This window comes from Streptococcus taonis (assembly GCF_029948085.1).
Lineage (GTDB): Bacteria > Bacillota > Bacilli > Lactobacillales > Streptococcaceae > Streptococcus > Streptococcus taonis.
In genome coordinates, this window is record NZ_JARZZP010000022.1 from 1 (window position 1) to 18717 (window position 18717).

Genomic DNA, 18717 nt, shown 5'->3' on the forward strand with positions numbered 1-18717 from the left:
CGAACACAGAAGTTAAGCCCTAGAACGCCGGAAGTAGTTGGGGGTTGCCCCCTGTGAGATATGGAAGTCGCTTAGCTCTAGGGAGTTTAGCTCAGCTGGGAGAGCATCTGCCTTACAAGCAGAGGGTCAGCGGTTCGATCCCGTTAACTCCCATTTTAGCGGGTGTAGTTTAGTGGTAAAACTACAGCCTTCCAAGCTGTTGTCGCGAGTTCGATTCTCGTCACCCGCTTTGAACATAGTTCAATTTACCAAGTTTTTAAAACTTGGGCGCGTAGCTCAGGTGGTTAGAGCGCACGCCTGATAAGCGTGAGGTCGGTGGTTCGAGTCCACTCGTGCCCATTGAAATATGGTCCGTTGGTCAAGGGGTTAAGACACCGCCTTTTCACGGCGGTAACACGGGTTCGAATCCCGTACGGACTATTTATTGGAGGATTACCCAAGTCCGGCTGAAGGGAACGGTCTTGAAAACCGTCAGGCGTGTAAAAGCGTGCGTGGGTTCGAATCCCACATCCTCCTTTATTATTAACGCGGGATGGAGCAGCTCGGTAGCTCGTCGGGCTCATAACCCGAAGGTCGTAGGTTCAAATCCTGCTCCCGCAATAAGGCTCGGTAGCTCAGTTGGTAGAGCAATGGATTGAAGCTCCATGTGTCGGCGGTTCGATTCCGTCTCGCGCCATTTAAATATTTTGGAAGGGTAGCGAAGAGGCTAAACGCGGCGGACTGTAAATCCGCTCCTTCGGGTTCGGGGGTTCGAATCCCTCCCCTTCCATAGTTACGGGCATAGTTTAAAGGTAGAACTAAGGTCTCCAAAACCTTCAGTGTGGGTTCAATTCCTACTGCCCGTGTTAGTTAAATTATGGCGGGTGTGGTGAAGTGGTTAACACATCAGATTGTGGCTCTGACATTCGGGGGTTCGATTCCCCTCACTCGCCTATTTATATTATTGGGGTATAGCCAAGCGGTAAGGCAAGGGACTTTGACTCCCTCATGCGTTGGTTCGAATCCAGCTACCCCAGTTATACTTTGCCGGCGTGGCGGAATTGGCAGACGCGCTGGACTCAAAATCCAGTGTCCGCAAGGACGTGCCGGTTCGACCCCGGCCGCCGGTATAGTATGAAAGACAAGGTTTTCGGACCTTGTTTTTTTGTTGAATAATTTATTAAAATTTCACTAAAAAAGGTCTATACCATTTACAAATTGTTTTGAAAGGTTTATAATGTAATTGACATAATAAATAGTAGATTATTTCTTAAGGGGGTTATCATTATGCCTAAGTATATTAAAGCTGATCAATTTTTCTATCCACATGGTATTCGTCGTGGAGGTTATTTAGAACTTATTGATGGCAAGTTTGGTAAGCATGTTGAAGAGATTTCGGATGATGCAGAAATTTTAGACTACTCTGGTTACAGCATTGCACCTGGTCTCGTTGACACCCACATTCATGGTTTTGGTGGTGTGGATGTCATGGATAATAATATCGAAGGTACACTTCATACGATGAGTGAAGGTCTTCTTAGCACAGGTGTTACTAGTTTCCTACCAACTACACTAACTTCATCATACGAACAATTGCTGGCTGTTACTGAAAACATTGGTGCACGCTATCAAGAAGCATCTGGTGCTAAGATTCGTGGTATCTATTTTGAAGGGCCATACTTTACTGAGGAATTTAAAGGAGCTCAAAACCCTGCTTACATGAAAGATCCACGTATGGATGAGTTCCGCGCTTGGCAGAAGGCTGCTAATGGTCTTCTTAATAAAATTGCTCTTGCACCTGAACGTGATGGGGTTGAGGACTTTGTACGTACTATTACTGGTGAAGGTGTAACTGTTGCTCTTGGTCACTCTAATGCTACCTTTGATGAAGCAAAAAAAGCTGTTGATGCTGGAGCTAGTGTATGGGTTCACGCATATAATGGAATGCGTGGCTTAACACACCGCGAACTTGGTATGGTTGGTGCTATGTATGAGTTACCACACACTTATGCAGAATTGATTTGTGATGGTCATCACGTGGATCCTAAGGCTTGCGAAATTCTTCTTAAACAAAAAGGAACTGAAAATATTGCCCTTATCACTGACTGTATGACAGCAGGTGGTTTGCAAGATGGTGATTATATGTTAGGGGAGTTTCCAGTTGTAGTTGCAAATGGGACTGCTCGCCTTAAATCTACAGGTAACTTGGCAGGTTCCATTCTCAAACTTAAAGATGGTTTGAAAAATGTCGTTGAGTGGGGAATTGCAAATCCTCATGAAGCAGTCATGATGGCTAGTCTGAACCCAGCTAAATCAGTTCATATCGATGACGTCTGTGGACAAATTCGTGAAGGCTACGATGCAGACTTTATCGTGCTAGATAAAGATTTGGAATTAGTAGCAACTTATCTAGATGGAGAAAAACGCTATCAAGCATAATCTAAAAAGTAGAAACGACTTTAGTTTCTACTTTTTTTAATAAATTCGTGAACACTTTCACATATTACTTGATTTTTATATTGAAAAGGCTTACAATTATGATATAAACAATACAAATAAAAAAGCGGAGGATTGCTTATGAAAGCTTATACTTACGTTAAACCAGGCCTTGCGTCATTTGTTGATGTTGACAAACCAGTTATTCGCAAGCCAACAGATGCTATTGTGCGTATCGTTAAGACTACTATTTGTGGTACAGACCTTCATATTATTAAAGGGGATGTTCCTGCTTGTAAGAGTGGAACAATCTTAGGACATGAAGGAATTGGTATTGTAGAGGAAGTTGGAGCAGGAGTTTCAAACTTCAAAAAAGGCGATAAGGTTTTGATTTCTTGTGTTTGTGCCTGTGGTAAATGCTACTACTGTAAAAAGGGAATCTATGCTCACTGTGAAGACGAAGGTGGATGGATTTTTGGACATTTGATTGACGGTATGCAAGCAGAATATCTTCGTGTGCCCCATGCTGATAATACTCTTTATCATACTCCAGCTGACTTGTCTGATGAAGCTTTGGTTATGTTATCTGATATCTTGCCAACTGGCTATGAAATTGGTGTCTTAAAAGGGAAAGTTGAGCCTGGTTGTAGTGTAGCTATCGTTGGTTCAGGGCCAGTCGGATTGGCAGCTCTTTTGACGGCACAATTCTATTCACCAGCTAAATTGATTATGGTGGACCTAGACGATAACCGCTTGGATACTGCAGTTTCTTTCGGTGCTACTCATAAGATTAATTCTTCAGATCCTGAAAAGGCAATTCAAGAAATTTATGATTTGACAGATGGTCGAGGTGTAGATGTCGCTATTGAGGCGGTAGGAATTCCTGCAACGTTTGATCTCTGTCAAAAGATTATCGGTGTAGACGGAACAGTAGCCAACTGTGGTGTGCATGGTAAGCCAGTTCAGTTTGATTTGGACACTCTTTGGATTCGTAACATTAATGTTACTACTGGATTGGTTTCTACCAATACAACTCCTCAGCTTTTGAAAGCCTTAGAAAGTCATAAAATTGAACCTGAAAAATTGGTAACTCATTATTTCAAACTTAGTGAAATAGAAAAGGCCTATGAAGTATTTAGTAAGGCCGCCGATCATCATGCGATTAAAGTGATCATTGAAAACGATATTTCAGAAGGTTAATCTTGTTTTTAAATCCAGTTATTCGTTTTTGAATAGCTGGATTTTTTGAAAATGTTATATAATTCGTGAAAATGAGCAAAATTCTTTCATTGTTCTCAAAATTTCGCTATAATATACGGTACAAAGGAAGTTAAACTATGTATCGAGTTATAAAAATGTACGGAGATTTTGAACCGTGGTGGTTTATAGAAGGCTGGGAAGACGACGTCATTGCGAGCAAAAAATTTGATAACTATTATGACGCTTTGAAATATTATAAGTCTTGTTGGTTTGAGTTAGAAAAGGAGATTCCCCTTTACAAAAGTAGAGGAGACTTGATGACTATTTTTTGGGATCCAGAAGATAAACGCTGGTGTGAAGAATGCGATGAATTTCTTCAGCAATATCATTCCTTGGCTTTGTTGGAAGATGGTCAAGTCATTCCTGATGAAAAATTTAGACCTGGTTACGAAAAGCAGACTGGTTTAGAAATCCACCGTACTTGTCGCATAAAAAAAGAAGAAACAACTTTTTAATGAAGTTGTTTCTTCTTTTTTTATATTTTCTTCGAATAATAAGAATGAGGAGGAAGATATGGTACAAACACTTGCACAAGAATTGATTACACTGGCCAAAAAACAAGGAGCTCAGGACATCTATTTTGTTCCTAAAGAAAAGATTTATGAGCTACATATGCGAGTTGGAGATGAGAGACATTTGATTAACACCTATGACTTTGAAAAGTTGGGGGCTGTCATTAGTCATTTTAAGTTTATTTCGGGGATGAACGTTGGAGAAAAACGCCGTAGTCAGCTTGGTTCCTGTGATTATCAGCATGGAGACAAGGTTTCTTCATTACGTTTATCGACGGTGGGAGATTATCGTGGTCATGAGAGTCTAGTTATTCGCCTTTTGCATGATCAAGAACAAGAGTTGCGCTTCTGGTTTCAGGACCTTATAGAACTGGAAAAGGGCTTTAGGCAACGCGGGCTTTATCTATTTGCAGGTCCCGTAGGAAGTGGTAAAACTACTTTGATGCATGAATTAGCCAAGTCATTGTTCAAGGGACAGCAGGTCATGTCTATAGAAGATCCAGTAGAAATTAAGCAGGAAGAGATGCTACAATTACAGCTCAATGAAGCTATCGGACTGAGCTATGAGAACTTGATAAAACTCTCCCTACGGCATCGGCCAGATCTTTTAATCATTGGAGAAATTCGAGATAGTGAAACAGCCCGTGCCGTTGTACGAGCTAGTCTGACAGGTGCCACGGTATTTTCGACAATCCATGCCAAGAGTGTTCGTGGGGTTTATGAGCGCCTCTTAGAACTTGGTGTCAGTGAAGATGAACTTGCAGTAGTTTTACAAGGTGTTTGTTACCAGAGACTAATCGCAGGAGGAGGAATTATTGATTTTGCAAACGAAAATTACCAAGAACACCAGGCAGAAAAGTGGAATGGACAAATTGACCAGCTTCTTAAAGAAGGACATATCACTGCCCATCAAGCTGAAACGGAGAAAATTAGCTACCAGTAAGCAGAAGAAAATCATCACTCTTTTTAACAATTTATTTTCTAGTGGTTTTCATCTGGTAGAAATCATTTCCTTTCTAGATAGAAGTCTCTTGTTGGAAAAGGAATATGTATCGCAGATGCGTCTAGGACTCTCGCAGGGAAAATCCTTCTCGGAAATGATGGGGACTTTAGGTTTTTCAAGTTCAATTGTTACGCAACTTTCCTTGGCTGAAGTTCATGGGAACCTTCATTTGAGTTTAGGGAAAATTGAAGAGTATCTAGATAATCTTGCTAAGGTCAAGAAAAAGTTAATCGAAGTTGCGACCTATCCAATCATTTTGTTAGCTTTCTTACTGCTCATTATGTTGGGGTTGCGAAATTATCTCTTGCCCCAACTGGATAGTAGTAACATAGCTACCTTAGTGATTAGCAACCTACCACAGATTTTTTTGGGAATTACTCTATTGCTAGGTCTTGCATCTTTAACAGGATTGATTCTTTACAGAAAATCTAGGAAGATACAAGTCTTTTCTTTTCTAGCTAGAATTCCTTTTATAGGTGTATTTGTTCAGTATTATATGACTGCCTATTATGCTCGAGAATGGGGTAATATGATTGGTCAAGGTCTGGAGCTATCACAGATTTTTCAGATGATGCAGGAGCAAGGAAATCCTCTTTTTAAGGAAATCGGACATGATTTATCCCTGTCCTTGCAAAATGGGCATGAATTTTCTATGGTTGTGCAGGATTATCCTTTTTTTAAAAGAGAGTTGGGACTAATCATTGAATATGGAGAGGTCAAATCCAAGTTGGGAAGCGAATTGGAAATCTATGCAGAAAAAACGTGGGAATCCTTCTTTACCCGAGTTAATCGTACGATGAACTTAGTTCAACCACTGGTCTTTATTTTTGTAGCTCTGCTAATCGTTTTATTGTATGCAGCCATGTTGCAGCCCATGTACCAAAATATGGAGGTGAATTTTTAGATGAAAAAAATGTTGATGAAATTAAAGAAAGCCAAGGCAAAAGCTTTTACACTGGTAGAAATGCTAGTCGTATTGCTCATCATTAGCGTTCTACTCTTACTGTTTGTGCCAAATCTAACTAAGCAAAAGGATGCAGTGAATGACAAGGGTAAAGCAGCAGTCGTCAAGGTGGTAGAAAGCCAAGCCGAATTCTATACTCTAGATAAAAATGAGGATGCTAGTCTAAGTAAACTAGAGGCAGATGGACGCATCACTGCTGAGCAAGCAAAAGCCTATAAGGAATACCATGCAAAACAAAAGACAAGTCAAACAGTTGCGGATTAGGGCTTTTACTATGTTCGAAAGTTTATTGGTCTTAGGGATAGTCAGTCTGTTAGCCTTGGGTTTGTCAAGTTCAGTTCAGTCCACTTTTGCGGCTGTGGAAGAGCAAATTTTCTTTATGGAGTTTGAGGAACTTTATCGGGAAACTCAGAAGCGAAGTCTGGCTAGTCAGCAGAAGATCAACTTAATTTTGGAAGAGAGAAGTATTGGAAATGGCTATCAGAAATTAGCCATTCCAAAAGGGATTCAACTGCAGTCCAATCAGTCAATTTCCTTTGACAAAGCTGGAGGAAATTCGTCTCTTGCAAGTGTGAGATTTCAAACAAGGAAAGAAGTAGTTCGCTACCAACTATATCTAGGAAATGGAAAGATTAAACGTATTCAAGAAGCAAAAAATTAAGGCGGTTATTTTACTGGAGGCAGTGATTTCACTAGCTGTTTTTGCCAGTATTGCAACCCTCTTGCTGGGGCAGATTCAAGAAAGTAGACGACAGGAAGCAAGACTATTAGAACAGGAAGAAGTTTTGCGAGTGGCTCGTATGGCTTTGCAGACGGGACAAAAGCAGTTGACTGTCAATGGGCTTACAGTTCGTGTTGTCTCGAATGAGCGAGGTTTGGAGGTGTATCATGGAACTGAAAAATTACTGGCGATTCAAGATAAGTAGAGTCAGAGCTTTTACACTTTTAGAATCCCTGGTTGCTCTTATTGTGATTAGTGGGAGTTTGCTTCTTTTTCAATCTATGAGTCAACTCTTGGTTTCAGAAGTTCGCTACCAGCAGAAAAGTGAGCAAAAAGAATGGCTCTTATTTGTGGATCAGCTGGAAGCAGAGCTGAATCGAGCCCAATTTGAAAAAGTAGAGAATGATAGACTTTACCTCAAACAGGATGGGAACCCCATTTCCATGGGAAAATCAAAGTCAGATGATTTTCGGAAAACAGATGCCAGTGGACGTGGCTACCAGCCGATGGTTTACGGTCTGAAATCAGCTCATATTTACCAAAACGGGCAAAATGTTCATTTTAATTTTCAGTTTGAAAAGGGACTAGAGAGGGAGTTCATCTATCGTGTTGAAAAAGAAAAAAGTTAGAGCAGGCGTTCTTCTTTATGCCCTTGTAATGTCAGGTATTTTTAGTCTTCTGTTGCAGTTTTATCTGAACCGGCAAGTAGCTCATCATCAGGATTATGTCTTAAATAAAGAGAAACTGGTGGCTTATGCGATGGCTAAGAGAACCTATGAAAGAGCTAATTCTGAAAGTGGAGAACAGTCATTTAATGTAGGGAAGTCAACTTATCGAAGTGACGAAAAATTCTTCACAACGACTATTTCTACAGAAAAAAATCAATTTGAATTTCGTTTTCCACCTTTGAAAAAGACCGACGACAAGACGAAGAAAACAGAAAAAAAGTCTAAAGAAGGAAGTGAGGAGAAAACAGAAGAAGGGGTCAAAAAAGAGACTGCTAGGTCTTCAAAATTAGCACCTTCAAAGAACGGCACAGAGTAGTTTGGACGAGGTTTTTACCTGAAATCATGCTATAATAGATACATATGGAGGACCAAAAATGGCAAGTGTGAAATTGTATCTAGTGCGTCATGGGAAAACAATGTTTAATACGATTGGGCGTGCTCAAGGTTGGAGTGATACTCCTTTAACAGCTGAAGGTGAGCGAGGTATTCATGAATTGGGAATTGGCTTGCGTGAGTCAGGCTTAAAGTTTGAGCGTTCTTACTCGAGTGACTCAGGACGTACCATCCAAACTATGGGAATTATCCTTGAGGAACTAGGTTTGACAGGACAAATTCCTTATCGTATGGATAAGCGAATCCGTGAGTGGTGCTTTGGTAGCTTTGATGGTGCTTATGATGGAGATCTTTTTATGGGGATTATTCCTCGTATTTTTAATGTCGATCATGTGCATCGTTTGTCCTATGCGGAGCTAGCTGAAGGTTTGGTAGAAGTGGATACAGCAGGCTGGGCTGAGGGCTGGGAAAAACTAAGTGGTCGTATCTGGGAAGGCTTTGAAGCCATTGCCAAGGAAATGGAAGCCAATGGTGGAGGAAATGCCCTGGTAGTCAGCCATGGAATGACTATTGGTACCATTGTTTACCTCATTAACGGCATGCATCCACATGGTCTTGATAACGGAAGTGTGACGATTCTAGAGTACGAAGATGGTCAGTTCTCAGTCCAGATTGTTGGGGACCGTAGCTACCGTGAAATTGGACGAGTTAAGCTAGACGAGCAAGATAGTTCAGAACAATAACATTCAGCACTAAATTTAGAAGAATTTTTAAAGGATTGATAGAATGCTAATGTCTTGCTTGCACAAGCTTCGGAGAGCTGAGTACTTTGACAATAGCATTCTTTTTTGTTAGAATAGTATCAACATGAAAGCATAAGAAGGGACTGACAGAACTGTCGTCCCCTTTTGTCTATCTTATAAGGGGGAAATATGCTGTTTCAGAAAATAAAAGCCTATAAATGGCAGGCCCTGGCTTCCTTGGTTATGACAGGTCTAATGGTAACGAGTTCACTCTTGCAACCACGTTATTTGCAGGAGGTTTTAGAGGCCCTGCTAACGGGTGATAATGAAGCTATTTATACTATCGGTTTTTGGTTGATTCTTGTTGCCTTGATTGGTTTGGTTGCAGGTGGGATCAATGTAGTGTTAGCAGCTTACATTGCTCAAGGAGTTTCGTCTGACTTACGTGAAGATGCCTTTCGTAAGATTCAAACTTTTTCATACGCTAATATTGAGGAATTTAACGCAGGGAATCTTGTTGTTCGTATGACCAATGACATCAACCAGATTCAAAACGTAGTCATGATGACCTTCCAAATTCTCTTTCGACTACCACTTTTGTTTATCGGTTCCTTTATTCTAGCAGTTGTCACCCTACCTTCTCTATGGTGGGTGCTAGTTCTCATGGTCGTTCTGATTGTTGTCATAATGGGATTTATGATGGGAGTGGTGGGACCACGCTTTTCAAAGTTCCAGACCTTACTAGAGCGTATCAATGCCATTGCTAAAGAAAATTTGCGTGGTGTGCGCGTGGTTAAGTCTTTTGTAAGAGAAAAAGATCAGTTTGATAAGTTTACGCAGGTGTCAGATGAATTATTGGGAGAAAACCTTTATATTGGTTATGCCTTTTCTGTTATGCAACCTGCAATGATGTTGATTTCTTATGGGGCTGTTTTTCTCTCAATCTGGCTTGTAGCAGGTATGGCAGAGTCAGATCCATCAGTAGTTGGTTCCATTGCTTCCTTTGTGAACTATCTGAGTCAGATTATCTTTACCATCGTCATGGTTGGATTTTTGGGGAATTCAGTCACTCGTGCTATGATTTCCTTCCGTCGTATTCGTGAAATCCTGGATACAGAACCTGCTATGACCTTCAAGGATGTGGAAGATGAAGAATTGGAAGGAAGTCTCAGTTTTGAAAATGTAACCTTCACCTATCCAAATGATGAAGAACCTATCCTAAAAGATGTATCTTTCGATATTGCAGCTGGTAAGATGGTTGGGGTTGTCGGAGCAACTGGTGCAGGTAAATCAACCTTGGCTCAGTTGATTCCACGACTGTTTGATCCTCAGCAAGGTTCGATCAAAATTGGTGGAAAGGACATTCGTACAGTTAGTGAAGGGACACTTCGCAAGACAGTCTCTATCGTTCTACAAAGAGCCATTCTCTTTAGTGGAACCATCGCAGATAATCTCAGACAAGGAAAGGGAGATGCGACAGTTTCAGAAATGGAACGCGCAGCTCGTATTGCCCAAGCGAGTGAATTTATTAGTCGCATGGAATTGGCTTTTGAAAGTCCGGTTGAGGAACGTGGAACTAACTTTTCTGGTGGACAAAAACAAAGAATGTCCATTGCGCGTGGGATTGTCAGCAATCCTAAGATATTGATTTTCGATGATTCAACCTCCGCCCTTGATGCCAAATCAGAACGTTTGGTCCAAGAAGCCCTCAACAAGGATTTGAAGGGGACGACTACGATTATCATCGCGCAAAAGATTAGCTCTGTTGTTCATGCTGATAAAATTTTAGTGCTTGACCAAGGGCGTTTGATTGGTCAAGGTAAGCATGCTGACTTGGTTGCAACAAACCCAGTTTATCGTGAAATTTACGAAACGCAAAAAGGAAAGGAGGAGTAGGATGAAGACATTTGAATTTTTTTGGAACTATTTTAAAGTTTACAAGATATCCTTTATCGTTGTCATTGCTATGATTATCATTGCAACGGTAGCACAAGCCCTCTTTCCAGTATTTGCAGGTCAAACAGTCACAGAGCTGGCTAATTTGGTTAAAGCCTATCAAAATGGAAATCCAGATATGGTTTGGCAAAGTCTATTGGGGCTCCTAATCAATCTTGCCTATATTTTGATTGTTTTAGTAGTTTCTAGTCTCATCTATATGGTCTTGATGAGCCGCATTATTGCCGAATCTACAAATGAGATGCGTAAGGGACTTTTTGGCAAGCTTTCTCGCTTGACAGTTTCCTTCTTTGACCGCCATCAAGATGGAGACATCCTGTCTCGTTTTACTAGTGATTTGGATAATATTCTCCAAGCTTTCAACGAAAGTTTAGTGTCTGTCATGACCAATATTGCCCTTTATATTGGCTTGCTGATTGTCATGTTCGCAAAAAATGTCACCTTGGCTTTAATCACAATTGCCAGCACTCCGATAGCAGTTATCATGTTGTTCTTTATCCTGAAGCTAGCGCGGAAATATACAAACCTCCAACAAAAGGAAGTTGGGAAGCTCAATGCTTATATGGATGAGAGTATCTCTGGACAAAAAGCCGTTATTGTTCAAGGCATTCAAGAAGATGTGATTGCTGGTTTTGTCGAGCAGAATGAACGGGTTCGAAAAGCCACTTTCAAGGGAAGAATGTTCTCAGGAATTCTTTTCCCTGTCATGAACGGGATGAGTTTGGTCAACACAGCAGTAGTTATTTTTGTAGGATCAGCTGTCTTACTGAATGATAAAAACATCGAGACAGCAACTGCTCTGGGCTTGATTGTCATGTTTACTCAGTTCTCGCAACAGTATTACCAGCCCATTATCCAATTAGCGGCGAGCTGGGGAAGTTTGCAACTGGCCTTTACAGGTGCAGACCGTATCCAAGAAATGTTTGATGCAGAAGAAGAAATTCGTCCTCAAGATGCTCCAGTCTTTACCGAATTAAAAGATGGTGTGGAGATTCGTAGCGTAGACTTCTCCTACCTCCCGGGAAAACCAATTCTGAAAGATGTCAGCATTTCAGCTCCAAAAGGGAAAATGATTGCAGTTGTTGGTCCGACAGGTTCAGGGAAAACAACCATTATGAACTTAATCAATCGTTTTTATGATGTGGATGCAGGAAGTATCAGCTTTGATGGTAGAGATATCCGCGAATTTGACCTGGATAGTTTGCGAAGTAAAGTAGGAATTGTCTTACAGGACTCTGTTTTGTTTAGTGGCACCATACGAGACAATATTCGATTTGGTGTACCAGAAGCTAGTCAGGAAATGGTCGAAGCAGCAGCTAAGGCTACACACATCCATGACTACATCGAAAGCCTGCCAGATAAGTATGATACTTTGATTAATGATGACCAGAGCGTCTTCTCAACTGGCCAAAAACAGTTGATTTCCATCGCCCGTACCTTGATGACAGATCCGCAGGTCTTAATCTTGGATGAGGCAACCTCTAACGTTGATACTGTAACAGAAAGCAAGATTCAAAATGCCATGGAAGCTATTGTGGCAGGAAGAACTAGTTTTGTGATTGCCCATCGCTTGAAAACAATTCTCAATGCGGATCAGATTATTGTCCTTAAGGATGGTGAGGTTATCGAACAAGGAAATCATCACGAATTACTCAAGCTTGGAGGCTTTTACTCTGAACTGTACCATAATCAATTTGTCTTTGAATAATACTCTTAGAACATCTCTTCAAACCACGTCAGCGTCCCTTGCCGTATATGTGTTACTGACTTCGTCAGTTCTATCCACAACCTCAAAACTGTGTTTTGAGCAACCTGCGGCTAGCTTCCTAGTTTGCTCTTTGATTTTCATTGAGTATAAGCAAAAAAGTTGTCCTAATTTTGGGCAACTTTTTCTGATAAAAAAATTTTATCACGGACTTAAAAAATACATATTAGACAGGAGTGGGCAAGGATGATAAGATAAGATTATCAATGGAAAAGGAAAGGAAATCAGTGATGGCAAGAACAGTTGTTGGAGTAGCGGCAAACCTATGTCCTGTGGACGCAGAAGGAAAAAATATTCATTCATCAGTCTCTTGTAAATTTGCTGAGAGTATTCGTCAGGTTGGCGGACTTCCTTTGGTCATTCCGGTTGGTGATGAGTCGGTGGTCCATGACTATGTAGAAATGATTGATAAACTCATCTTGACTGGAGGGCAAAATGTCCATCCTCAATTTTATGGTGAGGAAAAAACGATTGATAGCGATGATTATAACCTAGCACGCGATGAGTTTGAGTTGGCCCTTCTACAAGAGGCTCTACGTCAGAACAAACCAATTTTAGCCATTTGCCGTGGTGTTCAACTGGTCAACGTTGCCTTTGGTGGTACGCTCAATCAGGAGATTGAAGGTCACTGGCAAGGTCTACCTTTTGGGACTTCACATTCTATTGAGACAGTGGATGGCAGTGTAGTGTCTAAATTATTTGGTAAAGAAAGTCAGGTTAACTCAGTACATCGTCAGAGTATTAAAGACTTGGCACCAAATTTCCGTGTGACGGCTGTGGATCCACGTGACCAAACTGTTGAAGCAATTGAATCCATTGATGAACACCGTATTATTGGTCTCCAGTGGCATCCAGAATTTCTGGTCAATGAAGAAGATGGCAACTTAGAATTATTTGAGTATTTATTGAATGAATTGTAACGACTAGAAACCTAGTCGTTTTTTATTCATCACTTACGAATTTTTATAGAGTCGCGTTTTTACGCAAACGTTTGAATTGTGATAAAAATTGGAAATTTTTAGTATAAAAACTTGAAAAAATTGTTAGTAAGCGTTATGATAGAAAAGAAGAAATTTTGGAGGAATACTATGTCACATATTAAATTTGATTATTCAAAAGTATTAGACAAATTTGTTGCACCACATGAAGTGGAGTACATGCAAGCACAAGTTACAGCAGCAGACGAATTGATCCGTAAAGGAACTGGTGCTGGTAGCGACTTCTTGGGTTGGTTGGACCTTCCTGAGAACTACGACCGCGAAGAATTTGACCGCATCTTGAAAGCTGCTGAACAAATCAAAGCAGACAGCGATGTTTTGGTTGTTATCGGTATCGGTGGATCATACCTTGGAGCTAAAGCAGCCATTGACTTCTTGAACCACCACTTTGCAAACTTGCAAACAAAAGAAGAACGCAAAGCGCCACAAATCCTTTACGCTGGGAACTCAATCTCATCAACTTACCTTGCTGACTTGGTAGAGTATGTTTCAGATAAAGACTTCTCAGTGAACGTGATTTCTAAATCAGGTACAACAACTGAACCAGCCATCGCTTTCCGTGTCTTCAAAGAACTCTTGGTTAAGAAATACGGTCAAGAAGAAGCTAACAAACGTATCTACGCAACAACTGACCGCCAAAAAGGTGCTGTTAAAGTTGAAGCAGATGCTAACGGTTGGGAAACATTTGTTGTTCCAGATGATATCGGTGGACGCTTCTCAGTATTGACAGCAGTTGGATTGCTTCCAATCGCTGCATCAGGTGCAGACATCAAAGCCCTTATGGAAGGTGCTAACGCAGCTCGTAAAGATTACACTTCAGACAAACTTTCAGAAAACGAAGCTTACCAATATGCTGCAGTGCGTAACATCCTTTACCGTAAAGGCTATGCAACTGAAATCTTAGTAAACTACGAGCCATCACTTCAATACTTCTCAGAATGGTGGAAACAATTGGCTGGTGAGTCAGAAGGGAAAGACCAAAAAGGGATTTACCCAACTTCAGCTAACTTCTCAACAGACTTGCACTCATTGGGTCAATTTATCCAAGAAGGAACTCGTATCATGTTTGAAACAGTTGTCCGTGTTGACAAACCACGTAAGAACGTGATTATCCCTACTTTGGAAGAAGATCTTGACGGACTTGGATACCTCCAAGGAAAAGACGTTGACTTCGTAAACAAAAAAGCGACTGACGGTGTTCTTCTTGCCCACACAGATGGTGACGTGCCAAACATGTACGTGACTCTTCCTGAGCAAGATGCCTTCACTCTTGGATACACTATCTACTTCTTCGAATTGGCTATCGCCCTTTCAGGTTACTTGAATGCCATCAACCCATTTGACCAACCGGGTGTTGAGGCTTACAAACGTAACATGTTTGCCCTTCTTGGTAAACCAGGATTTGAAGAATTGAGCAAAGAACTCAACGCTCGTCTATAATAGATTCAATAAAGAGTGGTTTTACCACTCTTTTTACTATTTCTCGAAAAGAGAAATTGGACTCTGGCACGACTTGTGATATAATATAGAGAGCAAAAAGGCAGACGCCTAGAGACTTTATAGGAGAAGATATGTCAAAAGATATTCGTGTGCGTTATGCACCAAGTCCAACAGGACTACTACACATCGGAAATGCCCGTACAGCATTGTTTAACTACTTGTATGCACGCCACCATGGTGGAACTTTTATCATCCGTATCGAGGATACTGACCGTAAGCGTCACGTTGAAGACGGAGAACGTTCACAGCTTGAAAACCTTCGTTGGTTGGGCATGGATTGGGATGAAAGTCCAGAGACTCATGAAAACTACCGCCAATCAGAGCGTTTGGAACTCTATCAAAAATATATCGACCAATTGCTAGCTGAAGGAAAAGCCTACAAATCATACGTTACAGAAGAAGAATTGGCAGCTGAGCGCGAACGCCAAGAAGCAGCTGGTGAAACACCGCGTTACATCAATGAATATCTTGGTATGAGCCAAGAAGAAAAAGCAACTTACATCGCAGAGCGTGAAGCAGCAGGGATCATCCCAACCGTTCGTTTGGCTGTTAATGAGTCTGGTATCTACAAGTGGCACGATATGGTCAAAGGTGATATCGAGTTTGAAGGTAGCAATATTGGTGGTGACTGGGTGATTCAAAAGAAAGACGGATATCCAACTTACAACTTTGCTGTTGTTATTGATGACCACGATATGCAAATTTCTCATGTTATCCGTGGAGATGACCACATTGCTAATACACCAAAACAGCTCATGGTTTATGAAGCGCTTGGATGGGAAGCACCAGAATTTGGTCACATGACCTTGATCATCAACTCTGAAACGGGTAAGAAGTTGTCTAAACGTGATACCAACACCCTTCAATTTATCGAAGATTACCGTAAGAAAGGTTACCTTCCAGAAGCAGTCTTTAACTTTATCGCTCTGCTTGGTTGGAATCCTGGTGGGGAAGACGAAATCTTTTCTCGCGAAGAACTCATTCAACTCTTTGATGAAAACCGCCTCAGCAAGTCTCCAGCAGCCTTCGACCAGAAGAAACTAGACTGGATGAACAACGAATACATCAAGAATGCAGATTTTGAAAGGATCTTTGAACTGGCTAAGCCTTTCCTTGAAAAAGCAGGACGTCTTTATGAAGAGCCAGAAACTAAAAATAGAGGACTGCGTCAAGCTAATAACAATTCTGGATCCGGAATTCTTGGTTTTATGTCGGTCAATCAATTGTTTAATTATGAACTGCCTGATTCAGATTCAATTCTTACTGATATGACTAAGACTACTAAGAAAGCAAGAAAGCTCGTGGAACTCTACAAACCACAAATGAAATCAGTGGATGAAATCGTTCCATTGACAGATCTCTTCTTCTCAGACTTCCCAGAATTGACAGAAGTAGAACGAGAAGTCATGGCTGGTGAAACAGTGCCAACTGTACTTGAAGCCTTCAAAGCCAAACTTGAAGCTATGTCAGAAGATGAGTTTGTGGTAGAAAATATCTTCCCACAAATCAAAGCAGTCCAAAAAGAAACAGGTATCAAAGGGAAGAATCTCTTCATGCCAATCCGTATCGCCGTTTCAGGTGAAATGCATGGTCCTGAATTGCCAGATACCATCTACTTGCTTGGACGTGAAAAATCAATTCAACACATTGAAAAAATGTTGGCTGAAATTGCGAAATAATCTTACGAAACTAAATTTCGTTCCAGATATTTGTAGAAGTAAAATCTGAGAGAATCACATGGTTCTCTCTTTTTTATTGCCAAAGCAGAATCATATTCAATTAATACTCTTCGAAAATCTCTTCAAACCACGTCAGCTTTATCTGCAACCTCAAAGCCGTGCTTTGAGCAACCTGCGGCTAGCTTCCTAGTTTGCTCTTTGATTTTCATTGAGTATAAATTTTTAAGTGACGCTTTAAAAAGAGTTCTTTTTATATGTACTTATTTGAAAATGCAAAAGTTTTAGTGTATAATACTAAGTGACAGGGCAGGGAAAAGAAGTCAGTGATATGGTAAAATTCTTTACAAACAGACTCGAATTAGCCCAGACATCGTCTATGTTGTTTGTTGAGTCGACTTATTTTTTCTTTGCGTTTTGCTGGACACAGGAAGAAATTCATGAGTTCATGCAACTATCATCCATAACGATGCCTTCGTTTTCGATTCGAAGTTTATATGCGAGACTTTAGATTTAGATGTATATCTTACTAGAGGTGCATATTTTTCTCTTTCTTCTCCCAAAAATAGAAAGAAATCGACCTTGCTCTGTTTACCTTGCGTTAAGCAAGGTTTTTTTGTGGAATAGTACTGGGCGATTTACGATTTTTCTATCAAGTGGTATAATATTAACTATCCTGATGAATTGAGGAAATCAAATGAAAGAATTTAACAAATCAATCAAATTAGAGCATGTGGCTTATGATATTCGTGGACCAGTTCTTGAGGAAGCCATGCGTATGCGAGCAAATGGAGAAAAAATCCTCCGTTTGAATACAGGGAACCCAGCTGAGTTTGGTTTTACCGCACCAGATGAGGTTATCCATGATTTGATTATGAATGCGCGTGATAGTGAAGGTTATTCAGATTCAAAAGGTATCTTTTCAGCCCGCAAAGCTATTATGCAGTACTGTCAGCTCAAAAAATTCCCAAATGTAGGTATTGATGATATCTATCTTGGAAATGGTGTTAGTGAGCTAATTGTTATGTCCATGCAAGGTCTCTTGGACAATGGCGATGAAGTCTTGGTTCCAATGCCTGACTACCCACTTTGGACAGCTGCAGTTAGCTTGGCTGGAGGAAATGCCGTTCACTACGTCTGTGATGAAGAAGCTGAATGGTATCCAGACCTAGATGACATTAAGTCTAAGATTAGTTCAAATACTAAGGCTATTGTTTTGATCAATCCAAATAATCCAACGGGAGCCCTTTATCCTAAAGAACTCTTACTAGATATCATTGAGATTGCTCGTCAAAATGACTTGATTATCTTTGCGGATGAAATTTACGACCGTATGGTTATGGACGGCAATGTCCACACACCAGTAGCAAGTTTGGCTCCAGACCTTTTCTGTGTCAGCATGAATGGTCTGTCTAAATCTCACCGCATCGCTGGTTTCCGTGTAGGTTGGATGGTCTTGTCTGGGCCTAAACATCATGTAAAGGGCTATATTGAAGGTCTCAACATGCTTTCAAACATGCGCCTTTGTTCCAACGTCTTGGCTCAACAGGTTGTTCAAACTTCACTAGGTGGTCACCAATCGGTGGACGAATTACTCTTACCAGGTGGTCGTATCTACGAGCAAAGAAACTTCATTTATAATGCCATTCAAGATATCCCAGGTTTGTCTGCGGTTAAACCTAAAGCGGGTCTTTATATCTTCCCTAAAATTGACCGCAATATGTATCGTATCGATGATGATGAACAGTTTGTTCTTGATTTCTTGAAGCAAGAGAAGGTGCTTTTGGTTCATGGACGAGGATTTAACTGGAAAGAGCCAGATCACTTCCGTATCGTTTATCTGCCACGTGTCGATGAATTAGCCCAAATTCAAGAAAAGATGACCCGTTTCTTGAAGCAGTATCGTAGATAAGAACGATCTAGGTTTCGAGTACAATCAGCAAATTTTATCTCAGAGAAATCAAATGTTTTGATGATTTTAACATTGTTTCTCTGAGTTTTTTCATGTTTTTAAAAGGCTCTTTGTCAACTGTAGTGGGTTGATGAAAAGTTATAACCTGGAGAGGACCAACATGGTTCTCTCCTTTTTGATGTTCAAAGCAATGAGGATTCTAGTTTTAAAGTTTTCAAAGTTCCGGAAGCC

17 protein-coding genes and 12 tRNA genes are annotated in these 18717 nt (G+C 40.7%); all 29 read left to right on the forward strand.

What is annotated here, in order from left to right:
* Window positions 1-80 precede the first annotated feature (80 nt).
* The 29 genes from QEZ38_RS09345 (at window position 81) to QEZ38_RS09485 (ending at window position 18486) form a co-directional block, all read left to right on the forward strand.
* Window positions 81-153 (forward strand) — tRNA-Val (locus tag QEZ38_RS09345).
* Window positions 154-158: 5 nt separating this feature from the next.
* Window positions 159-229 (forward strand) — tRNA-Gly (locus QEZ38_RS09350).
* 36 nt (window positions 230-265) lie between these two features.
* Window positions 266-339 (forward strand) — tRNA-Ile (locus tag QEZ38_RS09355).
* 9 nt (window positions 340-348) lie between these two features.
* Window positions 349-420 (forward strand) — tRNA-Glu (locus tag QEZ38_RS09360).
* A 6-nt stretch (window positions 421-426) separates the two neighbouring features.
* Window positions 427-516 (forward strand) — tRNA-Ser (locus QEZ38_RS09365).
* 10 nt (window positions 517-526) lie between these two features.
* Window positions 527-600 (forward strand) — tRNA-Met (locus tag QEZ38_RS09370).
* Between the two features lie 3 nt (window positions 601-603).
* Window positions 604-676 (forward strand) — tRNA-Phe (locus QEZ38_RS09375).
* 12 nt (window positions 677-688) lie between these two features.
* Window positions 689-769 (forward strand) — tRNA-Tyr (locus QEZ38_RS09380).
* A 5-nt stretch (window positions 770-774) separates the two neighbouring features.
* Window positions 775-845, forward strand: a tRNA-Trp gene (locus QEZ38_RS09385).
* Window positions 846-859: 14 nt separating this feature from the next.
* Window positions 860-932 (forward strand) — tRNA-His (locus tag QEZ38_RS09390).
* Window positions 933-944: 12 nt separating this feature from the next.
* A tRNA-Gln gene (locus tag QEZ38_RS09395) sits at window positions 945-1016 on the forward strand.
* A gap of 9 nt (window positions 1017-1025) precedes the next feature.
* Window positions 1026-1109: transfer RNA gene (locus tag QEZ38_RS09400), tRNA-Leu, on the forward strand.
* Window positions 1110-1266: 157 nt separating this feature from the next.
* Window positions 1267-2418, forward strand: a complete 1152-nt coding sequence (gene nagA / locus QEZ38_RS09405; protein WP_060956243.1) for an N-acetylglucosamine-6-phosphate deacetylase — start codon at window positions 1267-1269, stop codon at window positions 2416-2418.
* A 138-nt stretch (window positions 2419-2556) separates the two neighbouring features.
* Window positions 2557-3615, forward strand: a complete 1059-nt coding sequence (locus tag QEZ38_RS09410; protein WP_000649456.1) for a zinc-dependent alcohol dehydrogenase family protein — start codon at window positions 2557-2559, stop codon at window positions 3613-3615.
* Between the two features lie 137 nt (window positions 3616-3752).
* Window positions 3753-4130, forward strand: a complete 378-nt coding sequence (locus QEZ38_RS09415; protein ID WP_007555701.1) for a DUF1033 family protein — start codon at window positions 3753-3755, stop codon at window positions 4128-4130.
* Between the two features lie 58 nt (window positions 4131-4188).
* Window positions 4189-5130 carry a competence type IV pilus ATPase ComGA gene (gene comGA / locus QEZ38_RS09420; RefSeq protein ID WP_281335751.1) on the forward strand — a complete coding sequence of 314 codons (942 nt, stop codon included), beginning with the start codon at window positions 4189-4191 and terminating at the stop codon, window positions 5128-5130.
* Window positions 5051-6094 (forward strand): competence type IV pilus assembly protein ComGB, encoded by a 1044-nt coding sequence (comGB, locus tag QEZ38_RS09425; protein WP_281335752.1) that lies wholly within the window; start codon window positions 5051-5053, stop codon window positions 6092-6094. Before comGA ends, comGB begins: the two co-directional genes overlap by 80 nt.
* Entirely contained in the window at window positions 6095-6418 is a 324-nt protein-coding gene (comGC, locus tag QEZ38_RS09430; RefSeq protein WP_281335753.1) for a competence type IV pilus major pilin ComGC, read from the forward strand.
* Window positions 6381-6815: a competence type IV pilus minor pilin ComGD gene (gene comGD / locus QEZ38_RS09435; RefSeq protein WP_281335754.1), complete on the forward strand. Its 435-nt coding sequence runs from the start codon at window positions 6381-6383 to the stop codon at window positions 6813-6815. The genes comGC and comGD overlap by 38 nt, the downstream gene beginning before the upstream one ends.
* A complete protein-coding gene (gene comGE, locus QEZ38_RS09440) occupies window positions 6778-7080 on the forward strand; it encodes a competence type IV pilus minor pilin ComGE (protein ID WP_075231872.1) in 303 nt (100 codons plus the stop codon). The genes comGD and comGE overlap by 38 nt, the downstream gene beginning before the upstream one ends.
* On the forward strand, window positions 7043-7504 hold the full coding sequence (gene comGF, locus QEZ38_RS09445; protein WP_281335755.1) for a competence type IV pilus minor pilin ComGF: 462 nt from the start codon (window positions 7043-7045) through the stop codon (window positions 7502-7504). The genes comGE and comGF overlap by 38 nt, the downstream gene beginning before the upstream one ends.
* The gene (gene comGG / locus QEZ38_RS09450; protein WP_281335756.1) at window positions 7482-7919 is read left to right on the forward strand and encodes a competence type IV pilus minor pilin ComGG; all 438 of its coding nucleotides are present in this window, start codon (window positions 7482-7484) and stop codon (window positions 7917-7919) included. Before comGF ends, comGG begins: the two co-directional genes overlap by 23 nt.
* A 58-nt stretch (window positions 7920-7977) precedes the next feature.
* The gene (locus tag QEZ38_RS09455) at window positions 7978-8679 is read left to right on the forward strand and encodes a histidine phosphatase family protein (RefSeq protein WP_281335757.1); all 702 of its coding nucleotides are present in this window, start codon (window positions 7978-7980) and stop codon (window positions 8677-8679) included.
* A gap of 189 nt (window positions 8680-8868) precedes the next feature.
* Window positions 8869-10575: an ABC transporter ATP-binding protein gene (locus QEZ38_RS09460; protein WP_281335758.1), complete on the forward strand. Its 1707-nt coding sequence runs from the start codon at window positions 8869-8871 to the stop codon at window positions 10573-10575.
* Window position 10576: 1 nt separating this feature from the next.
* Complete coding sequence (locus tag QEZ38_RS09465; protein ID WP_281335759.1) at window positions 10577-12343, forward strand: ABC transporter ATP-binding protein; 1767 nt, start codon at window positions 10577-10579, stop codon at window positions 12341-12343.
* 287 nt (window positions 12344-12630) lie between these two features.
* Window positions 12631-13320: a gamma-glutamyl-gamma-aminobutyrate hydrolase family protein gene (locus tag QEZ38_RS09470; RefSeq protein WP_045614750.1), complete on the forward strand. Its 690-nt coding sequence runs from the start codon at window positions 12631-12633 to the stop codon at window positions 13318-13320.
* A gap of 168 nt (window positions 13321-13488) precedes the next feature.
* A complete protein-coding gene (locus QEZ38_RS09475; RefSeq protein WP_006595458.1) occupies window positions 13489-14838 on the forward strand; it encodes a glucose-6-phosphate isomerase in 1350 nt (449 codons plus the stop codon).
* Between the two features lie 131 nt (window positions 14839-14969).
* Window positions 14970-16577, forward strand: a complete 1608-nt coding sequence (gene gltX / locus QEZ38_RS09480; RefSeq protein WP_281335760.1) for a glutamate--tRNA ligase — start codon at window positions 14970-14972, stop codon at window positions 16575-16577.
* Between the two features lie 694 nt (window positions 16578-17271).
* Window positions 17272-18486 carry a pyridoxal phosphate-dependent aminotransferase gene (locus QEZ38_RS09485; RefSeq protein ID WP_045762715.1) on the forward strand — a complete coding sequence of 405 codons (1215 nt, stop codon included), beginning with the start codon at window positions 17272-17274 and terminating at the stop codon, window positions 18484-18486.
* The last annotated feature ends 231 nt before the right edge of the window (window positions 18487-18717 follow it).

What these genes read in the sequence shown, in the direction of transcription:
- QEZ38_RS09455 (WP_281335757.1), top strand. Translation starts at nt 7,978, where the DNA reads ATGGCAAGTGTGAAATTGTATCTAGTGCGTCATGGGAAAACAATGTTT.
- QEZ38_RS09475 (WP_006595458.1), top strand. Translation starts at nt 13,489, where the DNA reads ATGTCACATATTAAATTTGATTATTCAAAAGTATTAGACAAATTTGTT.
- QEZ38_RS09485 (WP_045762715.1), top strand. Translation starts at nt 17,272, where the DNA reads ATGAAAGAATTTAACAAATCAATCAAATTAGAGCATGTGGCTTATGAT.
- nagA (WP_060956243.1), top strand. Translation starts at nt 1,267, where the DNA reads ATGCCTAAGTATATTAAAGCTGATCAATTTTTCTATCCACATGGTATT.
- comGB (WP_281335752.1), top strand. Translation starts at nt 5,051, where the DNA reads ATGGACAAATTGACCAGCTTCTTAAAGAAGGACATATCACTGCCCATC.
- comGE (WP_075231872.1), top strand. Translation starts at nt 6,778, where the DNA reads ATGGAAAGATTAAACGTATTCAAGAAGCAAAAAATTAAGGCGGTTATT.
- gltX (WP_281335760.1), top strand. Translation starts at nt 14,970, where the DNA reads ATGTCAAAAGATATTCGTGTGCGTTATGCACCAAGTCCAACAGGACTA.
- comGC (WP_281335753.1), top strand. Translation starts at nt 6,095, where the DNA reads ATGAAAAAAATGTTGATGAAATTAAAGAAAGCCAAGGCAAAAGCTTTT.
- comGD (WP_281335754.1), top strand. Translation starts at nt 6,381, where the DNA reads ATGCAAAACAAAAGACAAGTCAAACAGTTGCGGATTAGGGCTTTTACT.
- QEZ38_RS09415 (WP_007555701.1), top strand. Translation starts at nt 3,753, where the DNA reads ATGTATCGAGTTATAAAAATGTACGGAGATTTTGAACCGTGGTGGTTT.
- QEZ38_RS09410 (WP_000649456.1), top strand. Translation starts at nt 2,557, where the DNA reads ATGAAAGCTTATACTTACGTTAAACCAGGCCTTGCGTCATTTGTTGAT.
- QEZ38_RS09470 (WP_045614750.1), top strand. Translation starts at nt 12,631, where the DNA reads ATGGCAAGAACAGTTGTTGGAGTAGCGGCAAACCTATGTCCTGTGGAC.
- QEZ38_RS09460 (WP_281335758.1), top strand. Translation starts at nt 8,869, where the DNA reads ATGCTGTTTCAGAAAATAAAAGCCTATAAATGGCAGGCCCTGGCTTCC.
- comGF (WP_281335755.1), top strand. Translation starts at nt 7,043, where the DNA reads ATGGAACTGAAAAATTACTGGCGATTCAAGATAAGTAGAGTCAGAGCT.
- QEZ38_RS09465 (WP_281335759.1), top strand. Translation starts at nt 10,577, where the DNA reads ATGAAGACATTTGAATTTTTTTGGAACTATTTTAAAGTTTACAAGATA.
- comGA (WP_281335751.1), top strand. Translation starts at nt 4,189, where the DNA reads ATGGTACAAACACTTGCACAAGAATTGATTACACTGGCCAAAAAACAA.